The sequence below is a fragment of the Mucilaginibacter aquariorum genome, assembly GCF_024498135.1.
Taxonomy (GTDB): Bacteria; Bacteroidota; Bacteroidia; order Sphingobacteriales; family Sphingobacteriaceae; genus Mucilaginibacter; species Mucilaginibacter aquariorum.
This window is the reverse complement of sequence record NZ_JANHOH010000007.1, coordinates 169489-191044: the sequence shown is the minus strand read 5'-3', so window position 1 is coordinate 191044 and position 21556 is coordinate 169489. Positions and strand designations below refer to the sequence as shown.

Sequence of the window (21556 nt, the reverse complement as noted above, 5' to 3'; positions counted from 1 at the left end):
TTTTTACCTCTGTATCAAAGATAAGGGTTTGGGTGGAAAGCAGAAAGGCCAAAGCTGAAAGCTTAAAATGTACTGACAATAAATTTTTAGCGCAATCTATTTCAAAAGATTATAAACCAAAAATGCGGCCCCATAAGCCAGGGCGGTCATGTATACAAACTGGGCGGCGGGCCAGCGCCAGTCTTTGGTTTCGCGGTAAACTACGGCAACAGTACTGGCGCATTGCATGGCAAAAGCGTAAAACATCATCAGCGAAAAGGCAACTGCCAGGTTAAATACAGGTTTGCCGGTATTTGGGTTTTTAGCGTTCCGCATTTTATCCTGTACAGAGTCTATCCTGTCGGCATCACCTTCAACACTATAAATGGTGGCCATGGTGCCTACAAAAACCTCACGTGCGGCAAATGATGTTATTAAAGCGATGCCTATCTTCCAATCGAAGCCTAATGGTTTAATAACCGGCTCAATCACGTGGCCTAACACACCTGCGTATGAGTTCTCCAGTTTTTCGGTAGATATCATACGGGTTAGGCTATCCGGCGTCATAGTTTTGGTAAACTGCGGCTGCTGATATTTCTTCTCGATATTGGCGAAACGGTTACCTGGGCCATAAGATGACAGCACCCATAGTATCACTGATACCGCGATAATTACTTTTCCTGCTTCCAGCACAAAGGTTTTTGAACGTTCGTACATAGAGAATAACACGTTATTCCAGCGGGGCATGCGGTACACCGGCAATTCCATAATGAAGTATCCACGCTCGCGGGCCTTCAATATAAATTTCATTACATAGGCTACCACCACAGCCGATACCAAACTAAGCACATACATTCCAGTTAAGGCCAAACCCTGCAAGTTAAAGATCCACCACACGTTACGGTTGGGCACAACCAATGCTATCAATAAGGTGTAAACCGGTAAACGGGCCGAGCAGGCAACCAATGGCGTAACCATAATGGTGATCATCCTGTCTTTCCAATTCTCGATGGTACGGGTACTCATGATGGATGGTACAGCACAGGCAAAGCCACCAATAAGCGGCACTACCGATTTACCATTAAGGCCAACCTTACGCATGATCTTATCCATCATAAACGTAACACGCGACATGTAGCCTGTATCTTCCAGGATAGATATAAAAGCGAACAGGATAGCAATTTGCGGGATAAATACCATTACACCACTTAAGCCGGCAACAACGCCGTCAATCAGCAAATTCACTAATGGCCCGGCAGGCAGCAGGGTACGCAAGCCTCCTTCTATCCAAACAAACAAGCCTTCTATTAGTGACATTGGATATTCTGACCAGGCAAATATCGACTGGAACATAAATAGCAATATCCCCATGAAAATAATAAAGCCAAATACTTTATGGGTAAGTACTTTATCTATCTTATTACTTATCGATTCATCATGCGCTGTTACGGGCGTTTTAACAGTATCGTAAAGCAGGTCGTTTATGTAATTGTAGCGTGCAATGGTTTCGCTGGCTTGCGCTTTTTGCGAATGAAAGCCGTGTTCTTTTTCTAACTCTTCAATGCGGTCGCTTTGGGCCGGGGTTAAAAATTTTAACGTTTCGTGCTGATGTGCCAGCTGTAGGGCAAAGTACGGGTTATCGGTATCAATCTCTTTACTGATACTTTCGATGATCCCCGGGGCCAGGGCGCTTACATCAATGCTTTCTTGCTGTAAGGCAAACTTATTGGCGTAGGATATAGCTGTTTTTAGCTCACCAATCCCTTCAACTTTACGGGCTGATACCGGAATAATGGGTACGCCCAGTTTTTCGGCCAGTTTATTTATATCAATATCGATACCTGCCTTTTTAGACAGGTCGATCATATTAAGGGCGATGATAACCGGGATCTTCAGATCGGCAACCTGGGTATATAAAAGCAGGTTTCTTTTAAGATTGGTAGCATCAAGTATAACGATGATCAGATCGGGCGTAAGCTCAGTAGCTTTTTCGGCCAATACAGAAAACACGATAGACTCGTCCCTGCTTTTTGGATATAAGCTATAAGTACCCGGAAGATCAATTATTTCGGCACGGCGGCCATCAGGCAATTGGGTATAACCAATTTTTTTATCAACAGTAACCCCCGGAAAGTTTCCTATTTTTTGATTTAAACCGGTTAGTGCATTAAAGAGTGTCGATTTACCGGTATTTGGATTTCCTACAAGCGCTACTCTGATATCAGCTTTCAAATGAGAATACTATTGCAAAATTATGGTTGATGCTTCAAACCTGCGCAAACTTAACTGATAACCTGATACATGGATAGCGATAGGATCGCCAAGCGGGGCAATGCGGGAAACCCTTACAGATTCGCCGGGAAGACAACCCATTTCCATCAGCTTTACAGACATTTCAAGATCAGTAAATTCCTTTACTATTCCTGTTTCTCCTACTCCAAGCTGTTCAAGCGTCATTTGCGTAAAATTAGATTACAAATGTAAGCTTATTTAAAACAAATCCAAATAAGGATAGAAGTAGGATTGTAAAATTTAAATGGCAGAAAAAGTTCGCGGGTTATGACTTACAAAGAAGCAAAGACGGTATTTAAATCTCAACAAAAACGTGTCTTTACCCGAAGTAATTAAATGATAGTTCTTTTTTTGACAGATGCCTTTGCATTACTAAAATGCGGGCAGTTACAATCTTTCTTAAACAACCCGCATGAAGATAGCGCGATTGTTAAGATCAAAGCCACGGATAAGTACTTAATTGTTTTCATAATTGATCGCATTACTGGTTATCAACACCGCAAATATTCCCATACATGCGCCAATACTATCGGCTAAAAGATCGTTCCAATCGCCACTGCGCCAGGTAAAAATATATCTCTGCAGCATTTCAATAAAGGCGCCATAGCTAACAAGCACTATTGTATTTTTCATTGCTATTTCGATACGGATACTACGGGTTTGCCACTTTCTTATGCTTCCGTAACAATACAACACCGATAGCACAAAAAACAAACCGCAATGTACCAACTTATCAAACCCCGGGAAAAACAGGCTCGAGCTACCAACATCGCCAAATGGTATAGCACAAATTATTAAAATAAACAGGGCCCACAAAATAGCAGGCCCGTAATATTTTAGCGTTAATTTCATCAATTACTGACCGATAACGCCTTTATAAGCATCAGCAGAAAGAAGACCTTCTGCATCAGCGGGATTAGTAAGTTTTATCTTTACCATCCAGCCATCGCCGTAAGGGTCAGAGTTAACCAACTCGGGCTGGCTATCCAGTTTTTTATTTACTTCCAAAATGGTTCCGTCAACCGGCATAAACAGGTCAGATACCGTTTTTACAGCTTCAACTGTGCCAAAAACAGATTCTTTTGTAACATCCTGCCCAACAGTGTTAATATCAATGTAAACAATGTCGCCTAATTCGCCCTGGGCAAACTCGGTTATACCAATGTAAGCTTCATCGCCTTCAACCCTGATCCACTCGTGGTCGCTTGTGTATTTTAATTCTGCAGGAAAATTCATATTGATTAATTTATGTTTTCAAAAATAATAAAACTTTAAGGTATAACAATAATTACGATAATTTAAGCAGGACGATAAACAAGTGCCAATAAAACCATATGCTGTAAATTTTGTTAACTATAAAAACTAAAATATACCTATAAAATGAAAAAATTAAGTTTAATGGCAATGATGGCTGTTGCAGCCTTATCATTCCAGGCCTGTAACAACGCCGCAAAAGACAGTAAAGAAACCGCCGACAGTGTAAATGCCGTCAAAGACACAACCACCAATGGATCAACCGGGATTGCAGTTGATGCTAATGATTCAAAATTTGCTACAGATGCAGCCAATGCCGGTTTGGCGGAAGTTGCATTAGGTAAAATAGCTTCAGAAAAAGCAACCAACCCGCAAGTAAAAGAATTTGGTGCTATGATGGTTACCGATCATACCAAAGCCAACGAAGAATTAATGGCTATTGCCAAAACTAAAAACATTACTTTACCGGTAGCCCCTGATGAAGAACACCAAAAAAAGGCTGCCGACCTTTCTGCCAAAACAGGTAAAGATTTTGATAAAGCCTATGTTGATGCAATGGTTGACGGGCATAAAAAGGTGGCTTCGATGTTAGAAGATGCCTCAAAAAATTGCAAAGATGCCGATTTAATGGCCTTTGCTACTAAAACATTACCTACCGTTAAGGCACACTTAGCTAAAATTGAAGCGATACAAAGCAGCATGAAATAAGCCCGGCTTATTTTTTAGTACGTAAAAGGGATGGGCAAATGCTTATCCCTTTTTTATTTTAGATAATTTATGTTGATACCCGTTATTATGATAAATTTACCACCATGTCTGCACCAATAGTTACGGGCTTAATGGCCTACGGTATGTCGGGGCGTATATTTCATGCGCCGTTCATTAGTACAAATCCAGGGTTTACCCTTAAGGCGATAGTTGAGCGCCATGAAAAAAAAGCGGCCAACATTTATCCGGATATTCTGAGCTATAATTCGATCGATGAGTTATTGAACGATGATGAGATAGAGCTGATCATTGTAAATACTCCCAGCAACCTGCATTTTGAACACGCTATGATGGCTATGAAGGCCGGCAAGCATGTATTGCTTGAAAAACCTGCCGCCGCCACTTCTGCCGAAGTAAAGCAACTTTTTGATACCGCCCGCCAGCTAAACAAACACCTGATGGTTTACCAAAACCGCCGGTACGATAGCGGTTTCCTATCTACCAAAAAAGTGATTGAAAGCGGCCGGTTAGGTAATTTAATTGAGGTTACCTTCCGCATGGACAGGTATAAAGCGGCTATTGGTGTAAAAGCTTTTAAAGAAACTAAAGGTGTACCTGCCGGTGGTTTGGTTTATGACCTGGGGGCGCATTTGATAGATAATACCATAGCCTTGTTTGGCAGGCCTTTATCATTCCACAAAACCACAGGTATTTATCGGGAAGGATCTGAAGTGCCCGATTACTTCCATTACCATTTGATATACCCTAACCAACTAAATGTTTACTTAACATCGGGTTTGCAAATTGCGGGTGATACACCCGGATTTTGGGTTAACGGCACTTTAGGGAGTTTTATAAAAAACCGTAGTGATGTACAGGAAGCACAGCTTGATAAAGGAATGATGCCTACCGACCCTGCTTATGGCGTGGAACCAGCAGGCAACGAAGGCCAGCTGACCATAGTAAATATTGATAACGAAAAATGCGTGGAAACTGTACCATCGGTTAAGGGCGATTATAACCAGATATTTGACGCGGTTTATCACACAATACGCAATGATGCGTTATACCCTATAACTGAAGAACATATTGCCTGGCAGCTGGAACTGCTGGAAGCTTAATTTTAATACTTCTTATTCAATGACGATAAAACAAATGAAGAAACTTATATTTCTATTATTTATGGTAATAGCGGGTTTTGCATGCACACAAGCTCAAACCATGCCAACTACCATCCCGCCTTATAAAATATTAACCACTAAAGATCAAAACCTTACCTCAACAGACCTTGAAAAGAACAAGCCGGTAATGATCATTTACTTTGCGCCGGACTGCCCCCATTGCCAAAAGTTGATTAAGGACATGAAGCCATCAATGGGTAAGTTTAAAAATATACAGGTGATAATGATAACGTTTACTGATATACGTATGGTAAAAACTTTTGAAAATGATTACGGATTAAAAGCCTATCCAAACTTTATTTTAGGGACAGAGGGCTATACATACACGGTACAGCGTTTTTACCAGCTTAAACATACACCGTTTGTTGCTATTTATGATAAAAACGGCAAACTGGTGCAGGCCTTTGAAAAACAACCAGAGGCGAGCGATCTGTTAACGGCAATCAAGAAAATTTAAGGCGGAGCTACCTTAATAACAAAGCCCGGTTGCAATGCAGCCGGGCTTTTATTTTGTAAGATCAGTATTTTAAATGTTACTCGCCGCCGGTTTGGTCATGCGCGTGTTCTTCTCTAAATAGCTTGGCGCTGAAGAAATCGTTGTTCATGAAAGCTATATTGTTCAATGTTATCTCTTTAGGGCATTCTGCCTCGCAGGCGCCTGTATTGGTACAGTTACCAAAACCTTCAGCATCCATTTGGGCAACCATGGCTTGCACGCGGCTGTAACGCTCTGGCTGGCCTTGTGGCAGCAAACCTAGCTGTGTAATTTTTGCCGAAGTAAATAGCATTGCCGATGCATTTTTACATGCAGCAACACAAGCACCGCAACCAATACAGGTAGCTGAGTTGAAAGCCTCGTCGGCAATTACCTTAGGGATCGGCATCACGTTAGCATCGGGCACACCACCTGTATTTACAGATACATAACCACCAGCCTGTTGGATACGATCGAAGGCGGAACGGTCTGTCGCCAGATCCTTCACTACCGGGAACGCAGCCGAACGCCATGGCTCAATGGTAATGGTTTCGCCATCGCTAAAGGTACGCATGTGTAACTGGCAGGTTGTAATAGCTCTTTTAGGACCATGTGGATGGCCGTTAATATATAATGAGCAAGAGCCGCAAATACCTTCACGGCAGTCATGATCAAAATAAATTGGCTCTTCGTTTTTACGGGTAAGGCTTTCGTTCACCACGTCAAGCATTTCCAGAAAGGACATATCCGGCGAAATATTTTCGGCCTTATAGGTCACAAACTTGCCCGATGCTTGTGTATTTTTTTGGCGCCATACTTTCAGCGTCAGGTTCATGTGTCCACTCATCTTAATTAGATTTGAGATATGAGATTTTAGATTTGAGACGGTTTGTTTAACATCTGTTGAAATGCATAATTCATCTTTTGCAATTCTTCAATCTGTTGTAATAATCCATTCAGCAAATCGGTATTTAATAAACTTAACTTATTTGATATAACCAATTGGGTTTGTACTTCGTACGATGAGCCATTAGCTATACCTAAAAAATTACAGAACTCTTTATTAGAATTTCTGCCAGCACCTTCTGCAATGTTTGAAGAAATAGAAACAGCTGCACGTCTTAACTGGCTTGTTAAACCAAAACGCTCATCATTTGGAAAATTTGAAGTGGCTTTGTAAACGTCTACTGCCAGATCCATTGCTTTGTTCCAAATTTTCAGTTCCTTCAGATTATGCATCTTGTTTAGATGTTAGATATGAGACGTGAGATTTGAGAAAAAGACATTCTAGTCTCAAATCTCATATCTAACGTCTCAAATCTCCTACTTATAACTACGTTGTGTTAACTTAACATTTTCAAAAATCAGCTCTTCTTTGTGCAGCACTTCTTCCTGGTTTTCGCCAGTAAATTCCCATGCCGATACAAAAGCAAAGTTGTCGTCATCGCGTAAGGCTTCGCCTTCTTCTGTTTGCGATTCCAGACGGAAGTGGCCACCGCATGATTCGCGACGGTTTAACGCGTCGGTAACCATCAGTTCACCAAGTTCTATAAAGTCAGCTACACGGCCCGCTCTTTCAAGCGCTGCGTTCACTTCTTCGTTTTCGCCGGTTACAATAGCATTCTTCCAGAAATCAGCCTTAAGCTCTTTTATCATGCCTTTTGCTTTGGTCAAACCCTCTTCGGTACGTGCCATTCCGCAGTATTCCCACATAATATGACCAAGTTCGCGGTGGTATTCAACAACTGTTTTATTTCCTTTTAAGGCAAGCAGTTTGTTGTTGTAAGCAATTACATCCTGTTTGGTTTGTTCAAAAGCAGGGTGGCTGGTATCAACCTTCTTAGGGCCTATAGTAGCCAGATAATCGCCTAAAGTGTAAGGGATAACAAAGTAACCGTCCGATAGCCCCTGCATTAGTGCAGATGCACCAAGTCGGTTTGCGCCGTGGTCGCTAAAATTACATTCGCCCATGGCATATAAGCCCGGTACGTTTGTGCTTAAGTTATAATCAACCCAAAGGCCGCCCATTGTATAGTGTACCGCAGGATAAATGCGCATTGGTTGCTTGTACGGGTTCTCATCCGTAATTTGCAGATACATGTCAAATAAGTTACCATATTTAGCACGTACGGTGTCTTCACCTAAACGCTGTATGGCCTCGGCAAAATCAAGGTAAACGGCTAAACCTGTAGTACCTACACCTTTGCCCTCGTCAGACATTTCTTTGGCGTTACGTGAAGCAACATCGCGCGGAACAAGATTACCGAATGATGGGTATTTTCTTTCCAGAAAGTAATCCCTGTCCTCTTCCTTAACCTGCGAAGCGGTGATCTCTTTCTTTTGGAGTTTTTGTGCTATTTCAACCGTTTTCGGCGCCCAAACACGGCCATCGTTACGTAACGATTCAGACATCAGCGTAAGCTTGCTCTGATGATCGCCGGTAACCGGGATACAGGTTGGGTGAATTTGCGTGTAGCAAGGGTTAGCAAAGTAAGCACCACGTTTGTGCGCCCTCCATGCTGCCGTTACATTACTACCAATAGCATTTGTTGAAAGATAGAAAACGTTGCCGTAACCACCGGTAGCTAATAATACTGCATGGCCAGCATGCGTTTCAATCTCGCCGGTTTTTAAGTTACGGGTAACAATACCTTTAGCATGGCCGTCAACAACAACCACGTCCAGCATTTCGGTACGCGTGTACATTTTTACCTTACCCAGGTGTATCTGGCGGTTTAATGCCGAGTAAGCACCTAACAATAACTGCTGGCCCGTTTGGCCACGCGCGTAAAACGTACGTGATACCTGCGAACCACCAAATGAACGGTTATCCAGCAAGCCACCGTATTCGCGGGCAAACGGAACGCCTTGTGCAACACACTGGTCAATAATATTTACAGATACCTCGGCAAGGCGGTAAACGTTGCCTTCGCGGGCACGGTAGTCACCACCTTTAATGGTATCGTAGAACAGGCGATAAACGCTATCGCCATCATTTTGATAATTTTTTGCGGCGTTAATACCACCCTGTGCAGCAATAGAGTGCGCACGGCGCGGGCTATCCTGAAAGCAGAATGATTTAACGTTGTAACCAAGCTCGGCCAGTGATGCCGCTGCAGATGCACCGGCTAAACCTGTACCTACTACAATAACATCGTACTTACGCTTGTTAGCAGGGTTAACCAGCTTTAAATTAAATTTATGCTTGCTCCATTTTTCGGCTAATGGGCCTTGCGGAATTTTAGCATCTAAACTCATTTTCAAATATTTTATTTAAAGCGTAAAATCTATAAACTCTTGATATAATATATAATTGGCATCAGGGCAAAGCCTATCGGTATAATAACCGCGAACAGCCAGGTGCCAAAGAAGTAAATTATAGGCTTGTACTTACGATGTACCCAACCCAGCGTATGGAACGCGCTTTGGAAACCATGCAGCAAGTGGAACGATACCGCGCCCATTGCAATTACGTAGAATATTACATAAAACACATTACTAAAGCTGCTTTGAATACGCGCATGCAAATCCTTCACACGTACTATTTCTACATTGTTCTCTGTAGATATCGACCTTTCAAAATCAGCAACTTCTGGTTTGTAGTCAGATACTGTTGTTTCGTTAGTAGCCAAATTGGTACGGTATTCCTTAAAGCCTAAAATGTTGTTATACTTATAGGTAAACCAAAAATCGCCCATGTGTATCACAATGAACAATAGCAGGATAGCACCCAGCAAGCCCATGTTTTTTGACGACCATGATGCCGGAGATTTTGTTTGCACGGCATAACCTACCGGCCTTGCCCTGCGGTTTTTAATGGTTAACACTAAAGCATAAACAGCATGCACTATTATAGCTAGGTATAAAAGATAGGCTATAACCTCGATAGGAGGAAAATGCGTTAAGAAATTTGCGTAGCTATTAAATGCAAAACCCTGGTCGTTCTTAAATAATAAAAGGTTACCACCAAGGTGCACAATTAGGAAAGTACACAAAAACAAGCCTGTTAAAGCCATTATCAGCTTTTTTCCCAGTGATGAGTTAAAGGTTTGTTTAAATTCGCTCATTATTGATCAGATTTATTTAGGCAAAAGTACCAAAAGATAGAAATGCTTTTGGCTTAAAGCAGCGATTATAGTTATTTAGAAACAGTCTAAGCAAAGGCGCTTTTGACACTTCCGTTTCCAGCCAGTCATTTTTTTAATTTATTTTTATGGAATGCGTTTGTTTCCTGCATCTATGTAGGAAATAACCAACACCATGACAAAACCAAACCTTACCCTGTTATCTGTATTTGCGCTGTTGGCCTTTCAAATACAGTCTGTATTTGCACAAGCGCCGCAATTAACTGTTGATGGAAAAAGCAACAACGGTATTACCTTAAAAGAGTTAAAGATAGATGTTACCATATATGGTAATATAAGCCGCACCACCTGGCAAATGACATTTTATAATTCCACATCGCGGATTTTAGAAGGAACGCTAACCTTCCCGCTTAAGGATGGCATTAATGTAAACCGGTATGCTTTAGATATTAATGGTAAAATGCGCGAAGCGGTAGCGGTTGACAGGGGCAAAGGCACCGCTGTTTTTGAATCGATAGAACGCAGGGGCGTTGACCCGGGCTTGCTTGAAAAAGTGGCCGGCAATAGCTTCCGTACCCGCATATACCCTATTAACCCCAAAAGTACACGTACGGTAATTATTGGGTACGATGAGGAGATCCCGTTAGGAAAAGATGGAAACTTAAAATTTGCATTACCACTGAACCTGAAAGATACGGTTCAAAAGTTTAGGCTTAATGCAAGTGTTGTACAAAGCACCCTGGCGCCAATAACCGAAGGCGGCAATGGCGACGATCTCAAATTCGACAAACATCAAAACACTTACTCGGCAAGTATCGAAAAGATAAACTATGTGCCCGATCGTTCCCTGTCATTCTCCATTCCAAAACCTGCGGATGCAAGCGAGGTAATGTTGCAAATGCAAGGCAACAAATATTATTATTTTATAAACACCATTATCCCGGCAAAAGAAATTAAAAAGCCACTGCCCCGCCGCATAGGTTTATTGTGGGATGCATCGCTTAGTGGCACCAACCGGAACATTGACAAGGAACTGAACCTGTTAACACATTATGCCGAACAGGTTGGCGATGCCCGGGTTACGCTGATAACTTTTAGCAATAAGGTTTTAAACACCAGGGAATATTCTATTAAGAATGATTGGAAAGCCTTAAAGGCCGATCTGAAGAATATAACCTACGACGGCGCAACCGATCTTGGAAAAATAGACCTTTCTAAATATAATGTGGATGAGTTTTTATTGGTGAGCGACGGGCATCAAACCTTTGGTGAAAACTCTTTAAAACTATATAAAACCCCTGTGTATTGCATTAACTCATCGGCCACTGCCGATTATAGTAATTTAAAATACATCGCGTTAAAATCCGGGGGAGATGTGATTGACCTTAACGTTGTATCTATTAAAAAAGCACTCGAAGGTTTAATGACCGTGCCGCTGCGCTTTTTAGGCATAAAGGATAAGTCATCAACAGAAGATAATTACCCATCAATTCCCGTTACGGTAAACGGCACGTTTTCTTTAGCAGGTATTACACGCAACCCAAATCAAACTCTCACCCTGCAATTTGGCTATGGCAACAAAGTGAGTTATGAAAAACAGGTTGTTATAGATCTGCAAAAAAACGCCGTAGAAAACATTGATGTGGCCAAACTATGGGCGCAAAAAAAGATAACCGAATTAGATATTAATTATAACCCCAACAGGCAGGTTATTGAATCGTTAGGAAAAAGGTTTGGCATTGTAACCCGCAACACATCATTAATTGTGTTAGAAACAATAGATGATTACATACGATACGAGGTAGAACCACCAGCCGAACTAAGGCAGCAATACAATACGATATTGAAACAAAGGGGCCGCGATAACACCCAGGATATAAGGGAAAACCTTAGTACTGCCCAGCAAACTATGCTGGAGTTAACCAAATGGTGGAACCATGACAATAAACACAAAAAAAGATCTGCTAAAAATAAAGCAAGAGCAATTACCGGAGATCCAACTGCAGATATAAGAATTGACGAACCGGTAGGCAGCGCCGATGTTAGGCAGGTGGTTGAGGAGCGGGAAGTTGCCATACCAAACCAGGCGGGCAGTCCGGCCATGCTAAACGAAGTTGTGGTAGTAGGGGCTACCGCTCAAAGAAAAACATACTCAACGGGGTCTGTTACCACCATTCAGGCAAACTCGGTTTTAGCAGGGCGGGTTGCAGGGGTTAGGGTAAGGCAAGCATCCCCTGATGCCAATGTGCAAATTCGTGGCGCCAGTAGCGACACCAGCTCCGGACCCCCTTTATATGTGGTAGATGGTGTAGCAATGAACGGCATTGCAAATATAAACCCGGCAGATATCTCGTCAATAAATGTTTTAAAGGGTGCTGCCGCAACTTCTATTTATGGCTCAAGAGCAGCCAATGGCGTGATTGTAGTGACTACCAAAAATGGCCGACCGGCAAATGCTGATACTGCCTCCAATCGCCTAAATCAAAAAGAAGGGATTAACATTACGTATCAACAAGCCGACGCTGATTATATTAAACTGATACAAAAAACAGACAAGGCAAGCCAATACCAAAAATACCTGGAATTAAGGCCCTCAAACTACGGCAACCCGGTTTATTATTTTGATGTAGCCAATTATTTTATAAAAACAGGCAAGAAAGAACTGGGCATACGTATATTAAGTAATCTGGCCGAATTAAACCTGGATAGCTATGAGCTTTACCGCATGTTGGGTTACAAATTTAAACAGCTGGGCGAATTTGAAAGTGAGGTATTCGCGTTTAAAAAGATCACCGAACTGCGGCCGCTCGACCCGCAAAGTTACCGGGATTACGGCCTGGCGCTGGAAGATGCCGGCAAACACCAACAGGCATTGAATATGCTTTACAATACCCTGATCAAAAGCTATTCGGCCGAAGCAGATGATTTATACGATGGGATGCAGGAAGTTATGCTGCCCGAAATAAACAGGATAATAGCTTTAAACCGGGGTAAAGTAAATACAGCAGCTATTTCTAAAAAAGTGATAAAAGCACTACCGGCAGATATCCGCATTGTAATGAACTGGAACATGAATAATACCGATATTGACCTTTGGGTAACCGACCCTAATAACGAGAAATGTTTTTACAGCCATAAAAGCACCGAAATTGGCGGCCGCTTTTCTGACGACATGACCGAGGGTTTTGGTCCCGAGCAATTCTTACTTAAAAAAGCGATAAAAGGCACTTATAAAATAGAGATCAATTTTTATGGCGACAGGCAGGCCACCATTGCAGGCTCAACAACCGTAATGGCCGAGCTATATACTCATTATGGCACCCCGCAAGAAAAGAAGGAACTGATTGTATTACAAATGGAAAAAGGAGCTGAAGGTGCAGTATACATAGGCGACCTGGATTTTAAGTAACCACAACGGATTATGAACAAGAGCCTTTTGGATGAGACCTGAAAGGCTTTTGTTTTAACAGATCCTTGTAATTAAACACATATCCGGCCCCTTCCTCCGCACTCTTATCTCCGTGGAAAACGGGCGTCTCCAACTTTTATTTTTTATAACCCCTACAAAATCAATCAATCTCTGTTAAATTTAGCGCAACCAAATTAACCGTAATGAAGACAGTAATTATATGCGTTGCAATGTTGTTTGCACAGCTTAGCATTTTTGCACAATCTAATACTAACCCACTTCCCCGTATTATAGATAAAAATGGCCGCCACCAGTTACTGGTTGATGGTAAACCTTTCCTGATCCTGGGCGGACAGGCGCACAATTCGAGTGCGTGGCCCGGCATGATGCCCAATGTTTGGGCAGCTATTAAACAGATGCATGCCAACACGCTCGAAGTACCCATTTACTGGGAACAAGTTGAGGCTCAACAAGGCAAGTTCAATTTTTCGATAGTTGATACATTGCTTGCCCAGGCAAGAGCACGCAAGGTTAGGCTGGTATTATTATGGTTTGCTACCTGGAAAAACGGCAGCAACCATTACATGCCCCAGTGGATGAAACTGGAAGCCGGCAAATACCCCAATATACTAAACCGGGATGGTAAACCAATCGACTCCCCTTCCCCGCATATTGAAGCTACGCTAAATGCCGATATTAACGCCTTTACTAAACTAATGGGCTACCTTAAAAAGGCAGACCCCCAGCATACAGTAATTATGGTTCAGGTTGAAAATGAGCCAGGCTCATGGGATACGGTAAGAGACTATTCCCCGCTTGCTCAAAAACTATTTGAGGGGCAGGTACCACCGGAGTTGTTGAAACCAGAGCTGCTCAAAGCCATGAATGTAAACGTTGTTACCAATGGTACATGGCAAAAGGTATTTGGCGACAGGGCCGATGAATACTTCCAGGCATGGTCAATCGCCCGTTTTATTGGAAAGGTTGCTGCTGCCGGTAAGACAGTTTATCCTTTACCCCTATATGTAAATGCAGCCCTGCGCGACCCATTGACCAATCCCAAAGCATCAAGCTATGAAAGCGGAGGCCCCACAGATAATGTGATACCGATATGGAAGGCTGCGGCACCGGCTATTGATCTGCTTGCCCCCGACATTTATTTATCTGGCAGCGAAAAAGTACTAAAGGTATTAGACCTGTACGATAGGCCCGATAACACGCTTTTTGTACCCGAAGCCGGTTTTAATAAAGAAAATGCCAAATACATGTATGATGTTATTGCCCGTGGTGGCATTGGCTTTTCGCCATTTGGGATAGATAGGAACGCTGAAGATCCTGAATCTACAGAAAACAAAGACCGTTATGTGCCCTACGCAACCTCATACGCCCTTTTCAAAACCATGATGCCCGAACTTGCACAATGGGGTTTTGAAGGCAAAATAAAAGCCGTGGTAGAACATGAAGACCAGGCGGACCAAACCGTTGACTTAGGCCAATGGAAAGTAACCGTAACTTTTGGATCAGGCAGGGGTGGTACAACAAAGAATACTACCCCAAATGGGAAGGCCATGATCGTAAAGCTGAGCGAAAACAAATTTGTACTGATAGGTACCAATTGCCATATAGCCTTTGCCCCTTCGGGTAACCAGGCTGATAAGGCGTGGCAGTATTTAAAGGTAGAGGAAGGTAAGTACCAGAATGGTGTATTTAAGCCTCTCCGTATTCTTAATGGCGATGAAACAGATTGGAAAGGCCCAAACTTTGGTGACCTGCCGACTGTTTTACAATGCACTGTAATTACGCGTTAGCACTCTACAAGAAAAGAAGGAGCTGGTGGTATTACAAATGGGCGACCTTCAATTTTAAGTAAACGCACCCCATTATGAACAAAAGCCTTTTGGATGAGATCTGAAAGGCTTTTGTTTTAAGGAAAGCAACTTAACAACACATTTAGAAGCCAACATCAATATTTATAATCGGATAAATTTTATAATTTCGGGCACCTTTCACAATTAATTATGAGATACTATTACCTTATCGCTTTAGCTTTATTATTAACAGCCTGTAATAAAACACCCAAAGTAGAATTAAACTTTAAAGCCGCGGGCATAAAAACCGGCACTATTATCCTAAGCCAATTTAAGGAAACACTACTAAGTCAGGATATTAAAGACGGCGCAGCCACCATCAGTAAACCAATACAAGCACCAGGATATTACGACATTACAATTATTGATAATGATAAGCCCTTAAACTCTAAAACCACTTTTAATATTTATCTGGAGAATGGGAACTATACAATTGACCTTAAACCAGGTACTAAAGAAGGATACCCCACAATAACATCAGGGTCAAAAGTACAGCAGCAACTTTCTGATTATTATAAAATTGAAAATGAAATTGCCGGGCCCCTTAACCACACTATCGATTCATTACTTAACTACCTCGATTCAAAGGAAATAAGCACACTGTCAAAGAAGGCACACTCGGCCCTTATTACAAAAACCCGTGATTACCAAATTGAAAGAAGGAAATTAGAACCAAAAGTTTTAGATGCCTACGTAACAAAACATCCCGATAATGTAGTTGCCGCACATATAATGGGGCAACAATTTATGGATGAGTATCCGGTTGAGTACAATAACATTTTAAAGAAGCTAACAGCTGAAGCTAAAGCAACGGAAGACGGGCAAAAGGTAACCGACAAACTAAGTGTACTTGTTAAACTGTTACCGGGATCAGAAGCCCCTGATATTGTCGGTGCCACCCCGGATGGAAAAGCATTTGATAAACGATCTATAAAAGCAAAAGTTATACTGGTGGAGTTTTGGGTATCAAATAGCCAATTAAGCCAAATGAACCATTCCAAAATACTAAACGGCCTTATCATTGGCGATAACGATAAAAAGCGCTTCGGGGTGGTAAGCATTTCTACAGATAAAGATCAGGATGTATGGAAACGGGCTATAAAAACAAGTAACCTTAACTGGCCGCAAGTAGCAGACTTTAAAGGCGATGCGTCGCCAAACGTAGCTAATTGGAAAATAACCGCGGTACCCAGCTATTTTTTAGTAGACAGCAAATGGCGAATAATAAAACCAAATATTGATATCGTTACTGTAGACGATGAGGTGCATAATTACCTGTTGAAATCTGTTAAATAGCCGGGACTGCAGGTAAGTTAATTCTTAATTGGTGCCTTAACTGTAGGTGGCATAAGGGTGCCATCGGTCAGCTATATGGCAATCAACAGCGCGGCATTTTGTTGTTGAGTAACAAATTTTAGCGCTATCTTAGATTTACCCGTACCTGATCACTCGGGGAAGGGCTCCTCCGATTGATTCAAGCGCAACTTTTTTAGGGGGATAACACTATACAATGCATGTATCCCCCGAGTTTAACGCCCATAGCGAAGGTTTAAGAATGAGTATTAAACCTTAATGATGGTTGAATGAAATCAATTTGTCGGTGTCCGGCCAATCAAATTCGAATCAGCAATACGGGCAATATGGCAGGTTAAATTCGCTCAGCGGAACTGCCTGCCTTCTTAATTTTCCAAATAAAACCGTCCAACACATAGTGGGTGGACTGGGGCAAGGCCAATAGCGGGACCAATAGCGATAAAATTTGTTCGTTATCTATTTTAGGCAGACTTGAGAACATCGCGAAAATGCTTCCGTGCTCTTTCCATATCATTCCATCCCATAGGCCTTCTTCAATGTAAGCTAATAAAGCCAGCAGCAACACAAAAAATAATACGCCACCGTATTTGCTAAAAGTGTATTTAATAATAAGGCTGCCGTTACTGGTGCTTTTACCCTGTTTCTTTTTTTCAAAGATCCAGATCAAAGCCATATAGGGTATGCCGTGCGATATGACATTGAGGGTGGTGAAAGCCATATCGCCATTAAAATATACGATGCCAAAATACCACGACAGGAATGTACCGCAAACCAGTAAATTACGGGGCCAGTTAAATTCTCTTGTCCGGGTCACGTACACCACTTCTTTAACAATATAGGTTCCCATAATAGGCAGGTAGAGAACAAGCCCGATATTCAATAACAAAGGTGAATGAAATGACACAATATCATTCTCAACAAACCAACTAAACTTTCTGTTACCGTCAAAATGCCAATAGAATAGTGGATATATTGTAGCCGAGTAAATAGCCAGTTTATCTATCAGCCTAAACCAGGAGTTGCTGCCTTCCTGCCTGGAATATAACCGCATAAAACCATATTGCTGCCTGATGAAATGGAACACCGCCAGGTAAGCCAGTATACGCCAAAAAAGCATCCCGTCGTAAGTATGGAGCAGCACGCCCACTATATAGCAGGCAATAGGCACAACAATTAAAAAAGTATCTTTTTTGAAAGCTCCGGGGGTAAAGTAAGTACGGTAAAGTGTGCTGTATACATGGGCAACATCAATAAAAACCACCAGGAACAGCCAGTAATAAATCGGAATATTTGATGATGCCTGGAACTGCAGAGGAAAACAGATAACCAACAACAAGGCAATAAACGGCGGCGACAGGATGAATATCCCGTCAATAACCGGCGAATGCAGCCATGGTTGTTTATTTGTTTGGCTGTTTTCCATATACGGCTAAAACCTGATTGGCGGCATGTATGCCCTGGTGAAAGGCTTCTTCAAAAATAGATACGCCGCTAAGATCGGTATGGGCAAAAAACAAGTTATTATTTATAGGCTGTTGTGCGGCTTTCCTGTTTTGCCCCCAAATATAGTTTACTGCCGGGTATATCATTCCATGGCCCCAAACCCAGCATTCTACATTTTCAATAGCAGCAGTAATGCCCGGGTGCATGTATTCCAGCTCTGGCATCATCATGTCCAGCCATTGTTCGTAGGTGCGCGTGTATGCTGCAAGTCGCGCAACTCGCGGTTCATGATCGCACAGCGGCAGGTACCATGTTAAAACCCTTTTTTCATTGGCCAGCTTAACAGTTTGTTGCCCGGCATTTACGTACCCTACGGATGGCGTATCATAAGCCACATTATCCCAGCAAAGGCCGGCGCCTTTTGCCTGCGGCAAGCGGTTAGTAGTAATGTTGGCTATAAACCATGGTGAATAATTTAAGCCGGTGTAATCTATAGGCCGGTTTATTGTATCTTTAAATAGCCGCTGGTTTACAAATTGTGGCGTAGCCATAATAACATTATCAGCGATGATGGTGCTTGTTGTGCCCCTGGTTATATCATAAATTCCGGCAACTACCTTACCCTGTTGATTATAGCTGATGCTATAACACATGTTGCCTTTACGCAGGTGGTCGCCCACTTCAGCAGCTAATTTTTTGGTTAACCAGCCATTACCTTCCGGCCAGGTTAATACGGCATTGCTTTCGGCGTTGGCCGCCTTACCCCTGCGCGATGCAAAATAATGGATGCCCGCCCAGGCTGATACCTTATCTATCTTCTGCCCATAGTCATCCTTACAGCAATAGTTTAAATACCATAAAAGATAAACTGATGTAAGATTTTGCTGGTGCAGGTATTCTTTAAATGTGACCCTGTCCAAAGCCCGGTATCTATCGTCGGCACTGCTATTATCTATCGGAATATCAAAAGCATATTTACCATCGCTGCCTTTTGCTTTTTTTAATTCGTCTATCAACGCGAAAAACTTTTTAATCTGCGCTCTATCATTTTCATGCAGGCCGAAATCGGGCACAATGCCTTCCTGCCACTGCCCGTTAATCAGCAAACGCTCTTCCGGGTCAAAGCACAAATAATATTCATTATAAACTGGAAGGTTATTCTCAAATCCTGTAATTACATCGCAGTCCTGCAAGAAACCGGTAAGCAGGGTATCTTCATTATTGGCAATGGTGATATAATGTGCGCCCAATGGATATGCCGAGATACCGTTTTGGCCCGAATGCGAATTGCCTCCCACATGGTCTTCCAGTTCCAGCAATTCAAAATCATGATGCCCGTGCTTTTTTAACCAGCGCGCTGCCGACAGCCCCGAAATACCACTGCCAATGATCAATGTTTTAACCTCACGGATACCGGTTGGTGTTGGTAACGGCAATTTATCCCGTAATATATGCCCCGCCTTTGCATTTGGCCCTTTTATGTTACCCTTTATGCTTTTATATGCGCTATTGGGGTTCAATTTTCGAATGCAGCCGTTTAAGAATATACCTGTAGTAACCAAACCCGCTTTAAACAGGAACGAGCGGCGGCCCAAGCCGTTTATCAAGCCGGCGCTTTTATAAAACGGACGACCACTCATCTTCAAAATATTTGACCAATACCTGGTTGTTTAGCTTGTTAACCTCGGTTTTTACTTTAGCCATATCCTTCGGAAAGTAAAACATCAGGTCGAGGCTTTCTTTGGTTACAAAACGCATACCCGGTAAAAACACCGCCGGCTTTTTATAAACCGGGTTTTCCGTAGCCATAATGTAACCCCACTCGCCAAAGGACGGTACGTAGTTATGGTAGGGGATTGTATGCAGGCCGACCGAGCGCAGCGTGGTATCAACCGTCCAGAAAGATTTTGGCGCCACATAGGGCGATGTTGCCTGTATAACCATAATGCCGCCCGGTGCAAGCACACCTTTGGCCAGTTTATAAAACGAATTAGTGTATAGCTTTCCTACCGAGTAGTTTGACGGGTCGGGAAAGTCGATCACCATAAAATCAAATTTCTTTTTATCCTGCCGCAACCAGGTGAAGGCATCGGCATTTATGACTTTTACCTTCGGGGATAGTAGTGAGCTTTTATTCAGGCTGAGCAGCATCCGGTTTGATTTGAACAATCCTGTCATACCTTTATCCAGATCCACCAATGTTACGCTTTGGATATTGGGATACTTCAGTATTTCGCGTACGGCCAACCCATCGCCGCCGCCCATTACCAGTACATTTCGCGCATTTGGCAAAGCCTGCAAACCCGGATGTACCAAAGCTTCGTGGTAACGGTATTCATCATCGGAGCTAAACTGCAGGTTGCCATTTAAAAACAGGCGCAACACCTTGCCTTTTTTGGTTAATATAATGCGCTGGTAAGGTGTACTTTTTGAGTAGATGATGGTATCAGCATAGGTGAGGCTCTCAGAAAAATTGGTAATAACACCCGCATAAACAAAACCTGCTAAAAGGGCCAGTATACTTATAACCGCACTGGTTTGCAGGTAAATGGCCGCCTTTATCTCTTTCTTAAAGCTCACACAAACAATAAGCGCGACAGCGACATTGAGTATACCCACCAGGTAGGAGGTTTTTACCAGCCCTAAATAAGGTATCAGCAATAAGGGGAACACCAACGAGGCCAGTAATGCCCCTATATAATCAAACGTAAATACTTTTGATACCAGGTCTTTAAACTCATAGCGGTCTTTCAATATCCGCATCAGCAGCGGTATCTCCAAGCCAACCAGGATGCCGGTAATACCAACCAAACTATACAGGATGATACGGAACGACGCGATGTTTTCAAACACCAAAAACAGTATGGTAGAGCTGGTGCCACCCACAATGCCAACCAAAATCTCTAACTGGATAAACCACGAGATAATGTTTTTTTCGAAGTATTTGGATACCCACGAGCCTATCCCCATTGAGAACAGATACACACCTATAATGGTACTAAACTGTGTTACCGAATCGCCAAGCAGATAACTGGCCAAAGTGCCCGCAATCAGCTCATAGATCAGTCCGCAGGTTGCTACAACAAAAACAGATATCAGCAGCAGGGCATGCAGTTTTTTGTTCATACCAACCTACCCGTGTATAGCCGAACTGATAATAATAGCTACGGCTATCATAAACGAGGCGCAAACAATGGCCAGTGCTATGTTATGCTTTTCTACTATCTCTCTCCACAAATTTTCGGGAGTGATCTTTTCAATTATCCAATAAGATACCAGTAGAATAAGAATACCTATTACTGAATACAATACCGAAGCGATAATGTATTTGAAGTTAATTAAATCGTGCAGGCTCATAGTAATATGGGTTTATTTGTGATAAAATGCATGAACGCCCCTTACGCGGCTATTGTTATTATATTCGGTGTTGCGGGTAACTTTGCTGCTTTCCCAAAAGGCTATGCCATTAAGGGCGGCATAAGCATAGTACCCTATAATAAGCAGAGCAAACACCAGGTAAATACGTGCGGCTTTAATTGTTTTCATTA

At 42.4% G+C, this 21556-nt stretch carries 19 protein-coding genes; 6 read left to right on the top strand and 13 right to left on the bottom strand.

The window, feature by feature from the left end:
- Positions 1–96 precede the first annotated feature (96 nt).
- The 4 genes from feoB to gcvH form a co-directional block, all read right to left on the bottom strand.
- Positions 97–2211, bottom strand: coding sequence for a ferrous iron transport protein B (feoB, locus tag NPE20_RS20800; RefSeq protein WP_256540628.1), 2115 nt, complete (start codon positions 2209–2211; stop codon positions 97–99).
- Between the two features lie 9 nt (positions 2212–2220).
- Positions 2221–2436 carry a FeoA family protein gene (locus NPE20_RS20795; RefSeq protein WP_067057508.1) on the bottom strand — a complete coding sequence of 72 codons (216 nt, stop codon included), beginning with the start codon at positions 2434–2436 and terminating at the stop codon, positions 2221–2223.
- A gap of 291 nt (positions 2437–2727) precedes the next feature.
- Positions 2728–3123 (bottom strand): VanZ family protein, encoded by a 396-nt coding sequence (locus NPE20_RS20790; RefSeq protein ID WP_256540627.1) that lies wholly within the window; start codon positions 3121–3123, stop codon positions 2728–2730.
- A 3-nt stretch (positions 3124–3126) separates the two neighbouring features.
- Positions 3127–3507 (bottom strand): glycine cleavage system protein GcvH, encoded by a 381-nt coding sequence (gene gcvH, locus NPE20_RS20785; RefSeq protein ID WP_256540626.1) that lies wholly within the window; start codon positions 3505–3507, stop codon positions 3127–3129.
- A gap of 144 nt (positions 3508–3651) precedes the next feature.
- Between gcvH and NPE20_RS20780 the strand changes: the two genes are divergently transcribed.
- The 3 genes from NPE20_RS20780 (at position 3652) to NPE20_RS20770 (ending at position 5871) form a co-directional block, all read left to right on the top strand.
- Positions 3652–4233 (top strand): DUF4142 domain-containing protein, encoded by a 582-nt coding sequence (locus tag NPE20_RS20780; protein ID WP_256540625.1) that lies wholly within the window; start codon positions 3652–3654, stop codon positions 4231–4233.
- Positions 4234–4337: 104 nt separating this feature from the next.
- Entirely contained in the window at positions 4338–5354 is a 1017-nt protein-coding gene (locus NPE20_RS20775; protein ID WP_256540624.1) for a Gfo/Idh/MocA family oxidoreductase, read from the top strand.
- A 34-nt stretch (positions 5355–5388) separates the two neighbouring features.
- The gene (locus NPE20_RS20770) at positions 5389–5871 is read left to right on the top strand and encodes a TlpA family protein disulfide reductase (protein WP_256540623.1); all 483 of its coding nucleotides are present in this window, start codon (positions 5389–5391) and stop codon (positions 5869–5871) included.
- Between the two features lie 76 nt (positions 5872–5947).
- On the opposite strand, the gene NPE20_RS20765 is transcribed toward NPE20_RS20770, so the two are convergent.
- From NPE20_RS20765 to NPE20_RS20750, 4 genes are all read right to left on the bottom strand, one after another.
- On the bottom strand, positions 5948–6736 hold the full coding sequence (locus tag NPE20_RS20765; RefSeq protein WP_256540622.1) for a succinate dehydrogenase/fumarate reductase iron-sulfur subunit: 789 nt from the start codon (positions 6734–6736) through the stop codon (positions 5948–5950).
- 26 nt (positions 6737–6762) lie between these two features.
- Entirely contained in the window at positions 6763–7128 is a 366-nt protein-coding gene (locus tag NPE20_RS20760; RefSeq protein ID WP_256540621.1) for a four helix bundle protein, read from the bottom strand.
- A gap of 84 nt (positions 7129–7212) precedes the next feature.
- Positions 7213–9147 carry a fumarate reductase/succinate dehydrogenase flavoprotein subunit gene (locus tag NPE20_RS20755; RefSeq protein WP_256540620.1) on the bottom strand — a complete coding sequence of 645 codons (1935 nt, stop codon included), beginning with the start codon at positions 9145–9147 and terminating at the stop codon, positions 7213–7215.
- Between the two features lie 29 nt (positions 9148–9176).
- Positions 9177–9956, bottom strand: coding sequence for a succinate dehydrogenase cytochrome b subunit (locus NPE20_RS20750; protein WP_256540619.1), 780 nt, complete (start codon positions 9954–9956; stop codon positions 9177–9179).
- 193 nt (positions 9957–10149) lie between these two features.
- Here NPE20_RS20750 and NPE20_RS20745 point away from each other — a divergent pair, with 193 nt between their 5' ends.
- From NPE20_RS20745 to NPE20_RS20735, 3 genes are all read left to right on the top strand, one after another.
- Positions 10150–13383: a DUF2135 domain-containing protein gene (locus tag NPE20_RS20745; RefSeq protein ID WP_256540618.1), complete on the top strand. Its 3234-nt coding sequence runs from the start codon at positions 10150–10152 to the stop codon at positions 13381–13383.
- 203 nt (positions 13384–13586) lie between these two features.
- A complete protein-coding gene (locus NPE20_RS20740; RefSeq protein WP_256540617.1) occupies positions 13587–15191 on the top strand; it encodes a GH35 family beta-galactosidase in 1605 nt (534 codons plus the stop codon).
- A 210-nt stretch (positions 15192–15401) separates the two neighbouring features.
- Positions 15402–16547, top strand: a complete 1146-nt coding sequence (locus tag NPE20_RS20735) for a DUF4369 domain-containing protein (RefSeq protein WP_256540616.1) — start codon at positions 15402–15404, stop codon at positions 16545–16547.
- Positions 16548–16899: 352 nt separating this feature from the next.
- Here NPE20_RS20735 and NPE20_RS20730 read toward each other — a convergent pair whose 3' ends face one another.
- From NPE20_RS20730 to NPE20_RS20710, 5 genes are read right to left on the bottom strand one after another with little or no spacing between them, the layout of a single operon-like run.
- The gene (locus NPE20_RS20730) at positions 16900–17988 is read right to left on the bottom strand and encodes a hypothetical protein (protein ID WP_256540615.1); all 1089 of its coding nucleotides are present in this window, start codon (positions 17986–17988) and stop codon (positions 16900–16902) included.
- Entirely contained in the window at positions 17966–19648 is a 1683-nt protein-coding gene (locus tag NPE20_RS20725; protein ID WP_256540614.1) for an FAD-dependent oxidoreductase, read from the bottom strand. Before NPE20_RS20725 ends, NPE20_RS20730 begins: the two co-directional genes overlap by 23 nt.
- A complete protein-coding gene (locus NPE20_RS20720) occupies positions 19626–21134 on the bottom strand; it encodes a polyamine aminopropyltransferase (protein WP_256540613.1) in 1509 nt (502 codons plus the stop codon). The genes NPE20_RS20725 and NPE20_RS20720 overlap by 23 nt, the downstream gene beginning before the upstream one ends.
- 6 nt (positions 21135–21140) lie before the next feature.
- Positions 21141–21365, bottom strand: a complete 225-nt coding sequence (locus NPE20_RS20715; RefSeq protein ID WP_256540612.1) for a DUF350 domain-containing protein — start codon at positions 21363–21365, stop codon at positions 21141–21143.
- A 12-nt stretch (positions 21366–21377) separates the two neighbouring features.
- Positions 21378–21554, bottom strand: coding sequence for a hypothetical protein (locus NPE20_RS20710; protein ID WP_256540611.1), 177 nt, complete (start codon positions 21552–21554; stop codon positions 21378–21380).
- Between the last annotated feature and the right edge of the window lie 2 nt (positions 21555–21556).

Excerpts from the sequence above, each read along its gene's own strand:
- NPE20_RS20795 (WP_067057508.1), bottom strand. The coding sequence starts at position 2,436 with ATGACGCTTGAACAGCTTGGAGTAGGAGAAACAGGAATAGTAAAGGAA.
- NPE20_RS20790 (WP_256540627.1), bottom strand. The coding sequence starts at position 3,123 with ATGAAATTAACGCTAAAATATTACGGGCCTGCTATTTTGTGGGCCCTG.
- gcvH (WP_256540626.1), bottom strand. The coding sequence starts at position 3,507 with ATGAATTTTCCTGCAGAATTAAAATACACAAGCGACCACGAGTGGATC.
- NPE20_RS20780 (WP_256540625.1), top strand. The coding sequence starts at position 3,652 with ATGAAAAAATTAAGTTTAATGGCAATGATGGCTGTTGCAGCCTTATCA.
- NPE20_RS20775 (WP_256540624.1), top strand. The coding sequence starts at position 4,338 with ATGTCTGCACCAATAGTTACGGGCTTAATGGCCTACGGTATGTCGGGG.
- NPE20_RS20770 (WP_256540623.1), top strand. The coding sequence starts at position 5,389 with ATGAAGAAACTTATATTTCTATTATTTATGGTAATAGCGGGTTTTGCA.
- NPE20_RS20765 (WP_256540622.1), bottom strand. The coding sequence starts at position 6,736 with ATGAGTGGACACATGAACCTGACGCTGAAAGTATGGCGCCAAAAAAAT.
- NPE20_RS20760 (WP_256540621.1), bottom strand. The coding sequence starts at position 7,128 with ATGCATAATCTGAAGGAACTGAAAATTTGGAACAAAGCAATGGATCTG.
- NPE20_RS20755 (WP_256540620.1), bottom strand. The coding sequence starts at position 9,147 with ATGAGTTTAGATGCTAAAATTCCGCAAGGCCCATTAGCCGAAAAATGG.
- NPE20_RS20750 (WP_256540619.1), bottom strand. The coding sequence starts at position 9,956 with ATGAGCGAATTTAAACAAACCTTTAACTCATCACTGGGAAAAAAGCTG.
- NPE20_RS20745 (WP_256540618.1), top strand. The coding sequence starts at position 10,150 with ATGACAAAACCAAACCTTACCCTGTTATCTGTATTTGCGCTGTTGGCC.
- NPE20_RS20740 (WP_256540617.1), top strand. The coding sequence starts at position 13,587 with ATGAAGACAGTAATTATATGCGTTGCAATGTTGTTTGCACAGCTTAGC.
- NPE20_RS20735 (WP_256540616.1), top strand. The coding sequence starts at position 15,402 with ATGAGATACTATTACCTTATCGCTTTAGCTTTATTATTAACAGCCTGT.
- NPE20_RS20730 (WP_256540615.1), bottom strand. The coding sequence starts at position 17,988 with ATGGAAAACAGCCAAACAAATAAACAACCATGGCTGCATTCGCCGGTT.
- NPE20_RS20725 (WP_256540614.1), bottom strand. The coding sequence starts at position 19,648 with ATGAGTGGTCGTCCGTTTTATAAAAGCGCCGGCTTGATAAACGGCTTG.
- NPE20_RS20720 (WP_256540613.1), bottom strand. The coding sequence starts at position 21,134 with ATGAACAAAAAACTGCATGCCCTGCTGCTGATATCTGTTTTTGTTGTA.
- NPE20_RS20715 (WP_256540612.1), bottom strand. The coding sequence starts at position 21,365 with ATGAGCCTGCACGATTTAATTAACTTCAAATACATTATCGCTTCGGTA.
- NPE20_RS20710 (WP_256540611.1), bottom strand. The coding sequence starts at position 21,554 with ATGAAAACAATTAAAGCCGCACGTATTTACCTGGTGTTTGCTCTGCTT.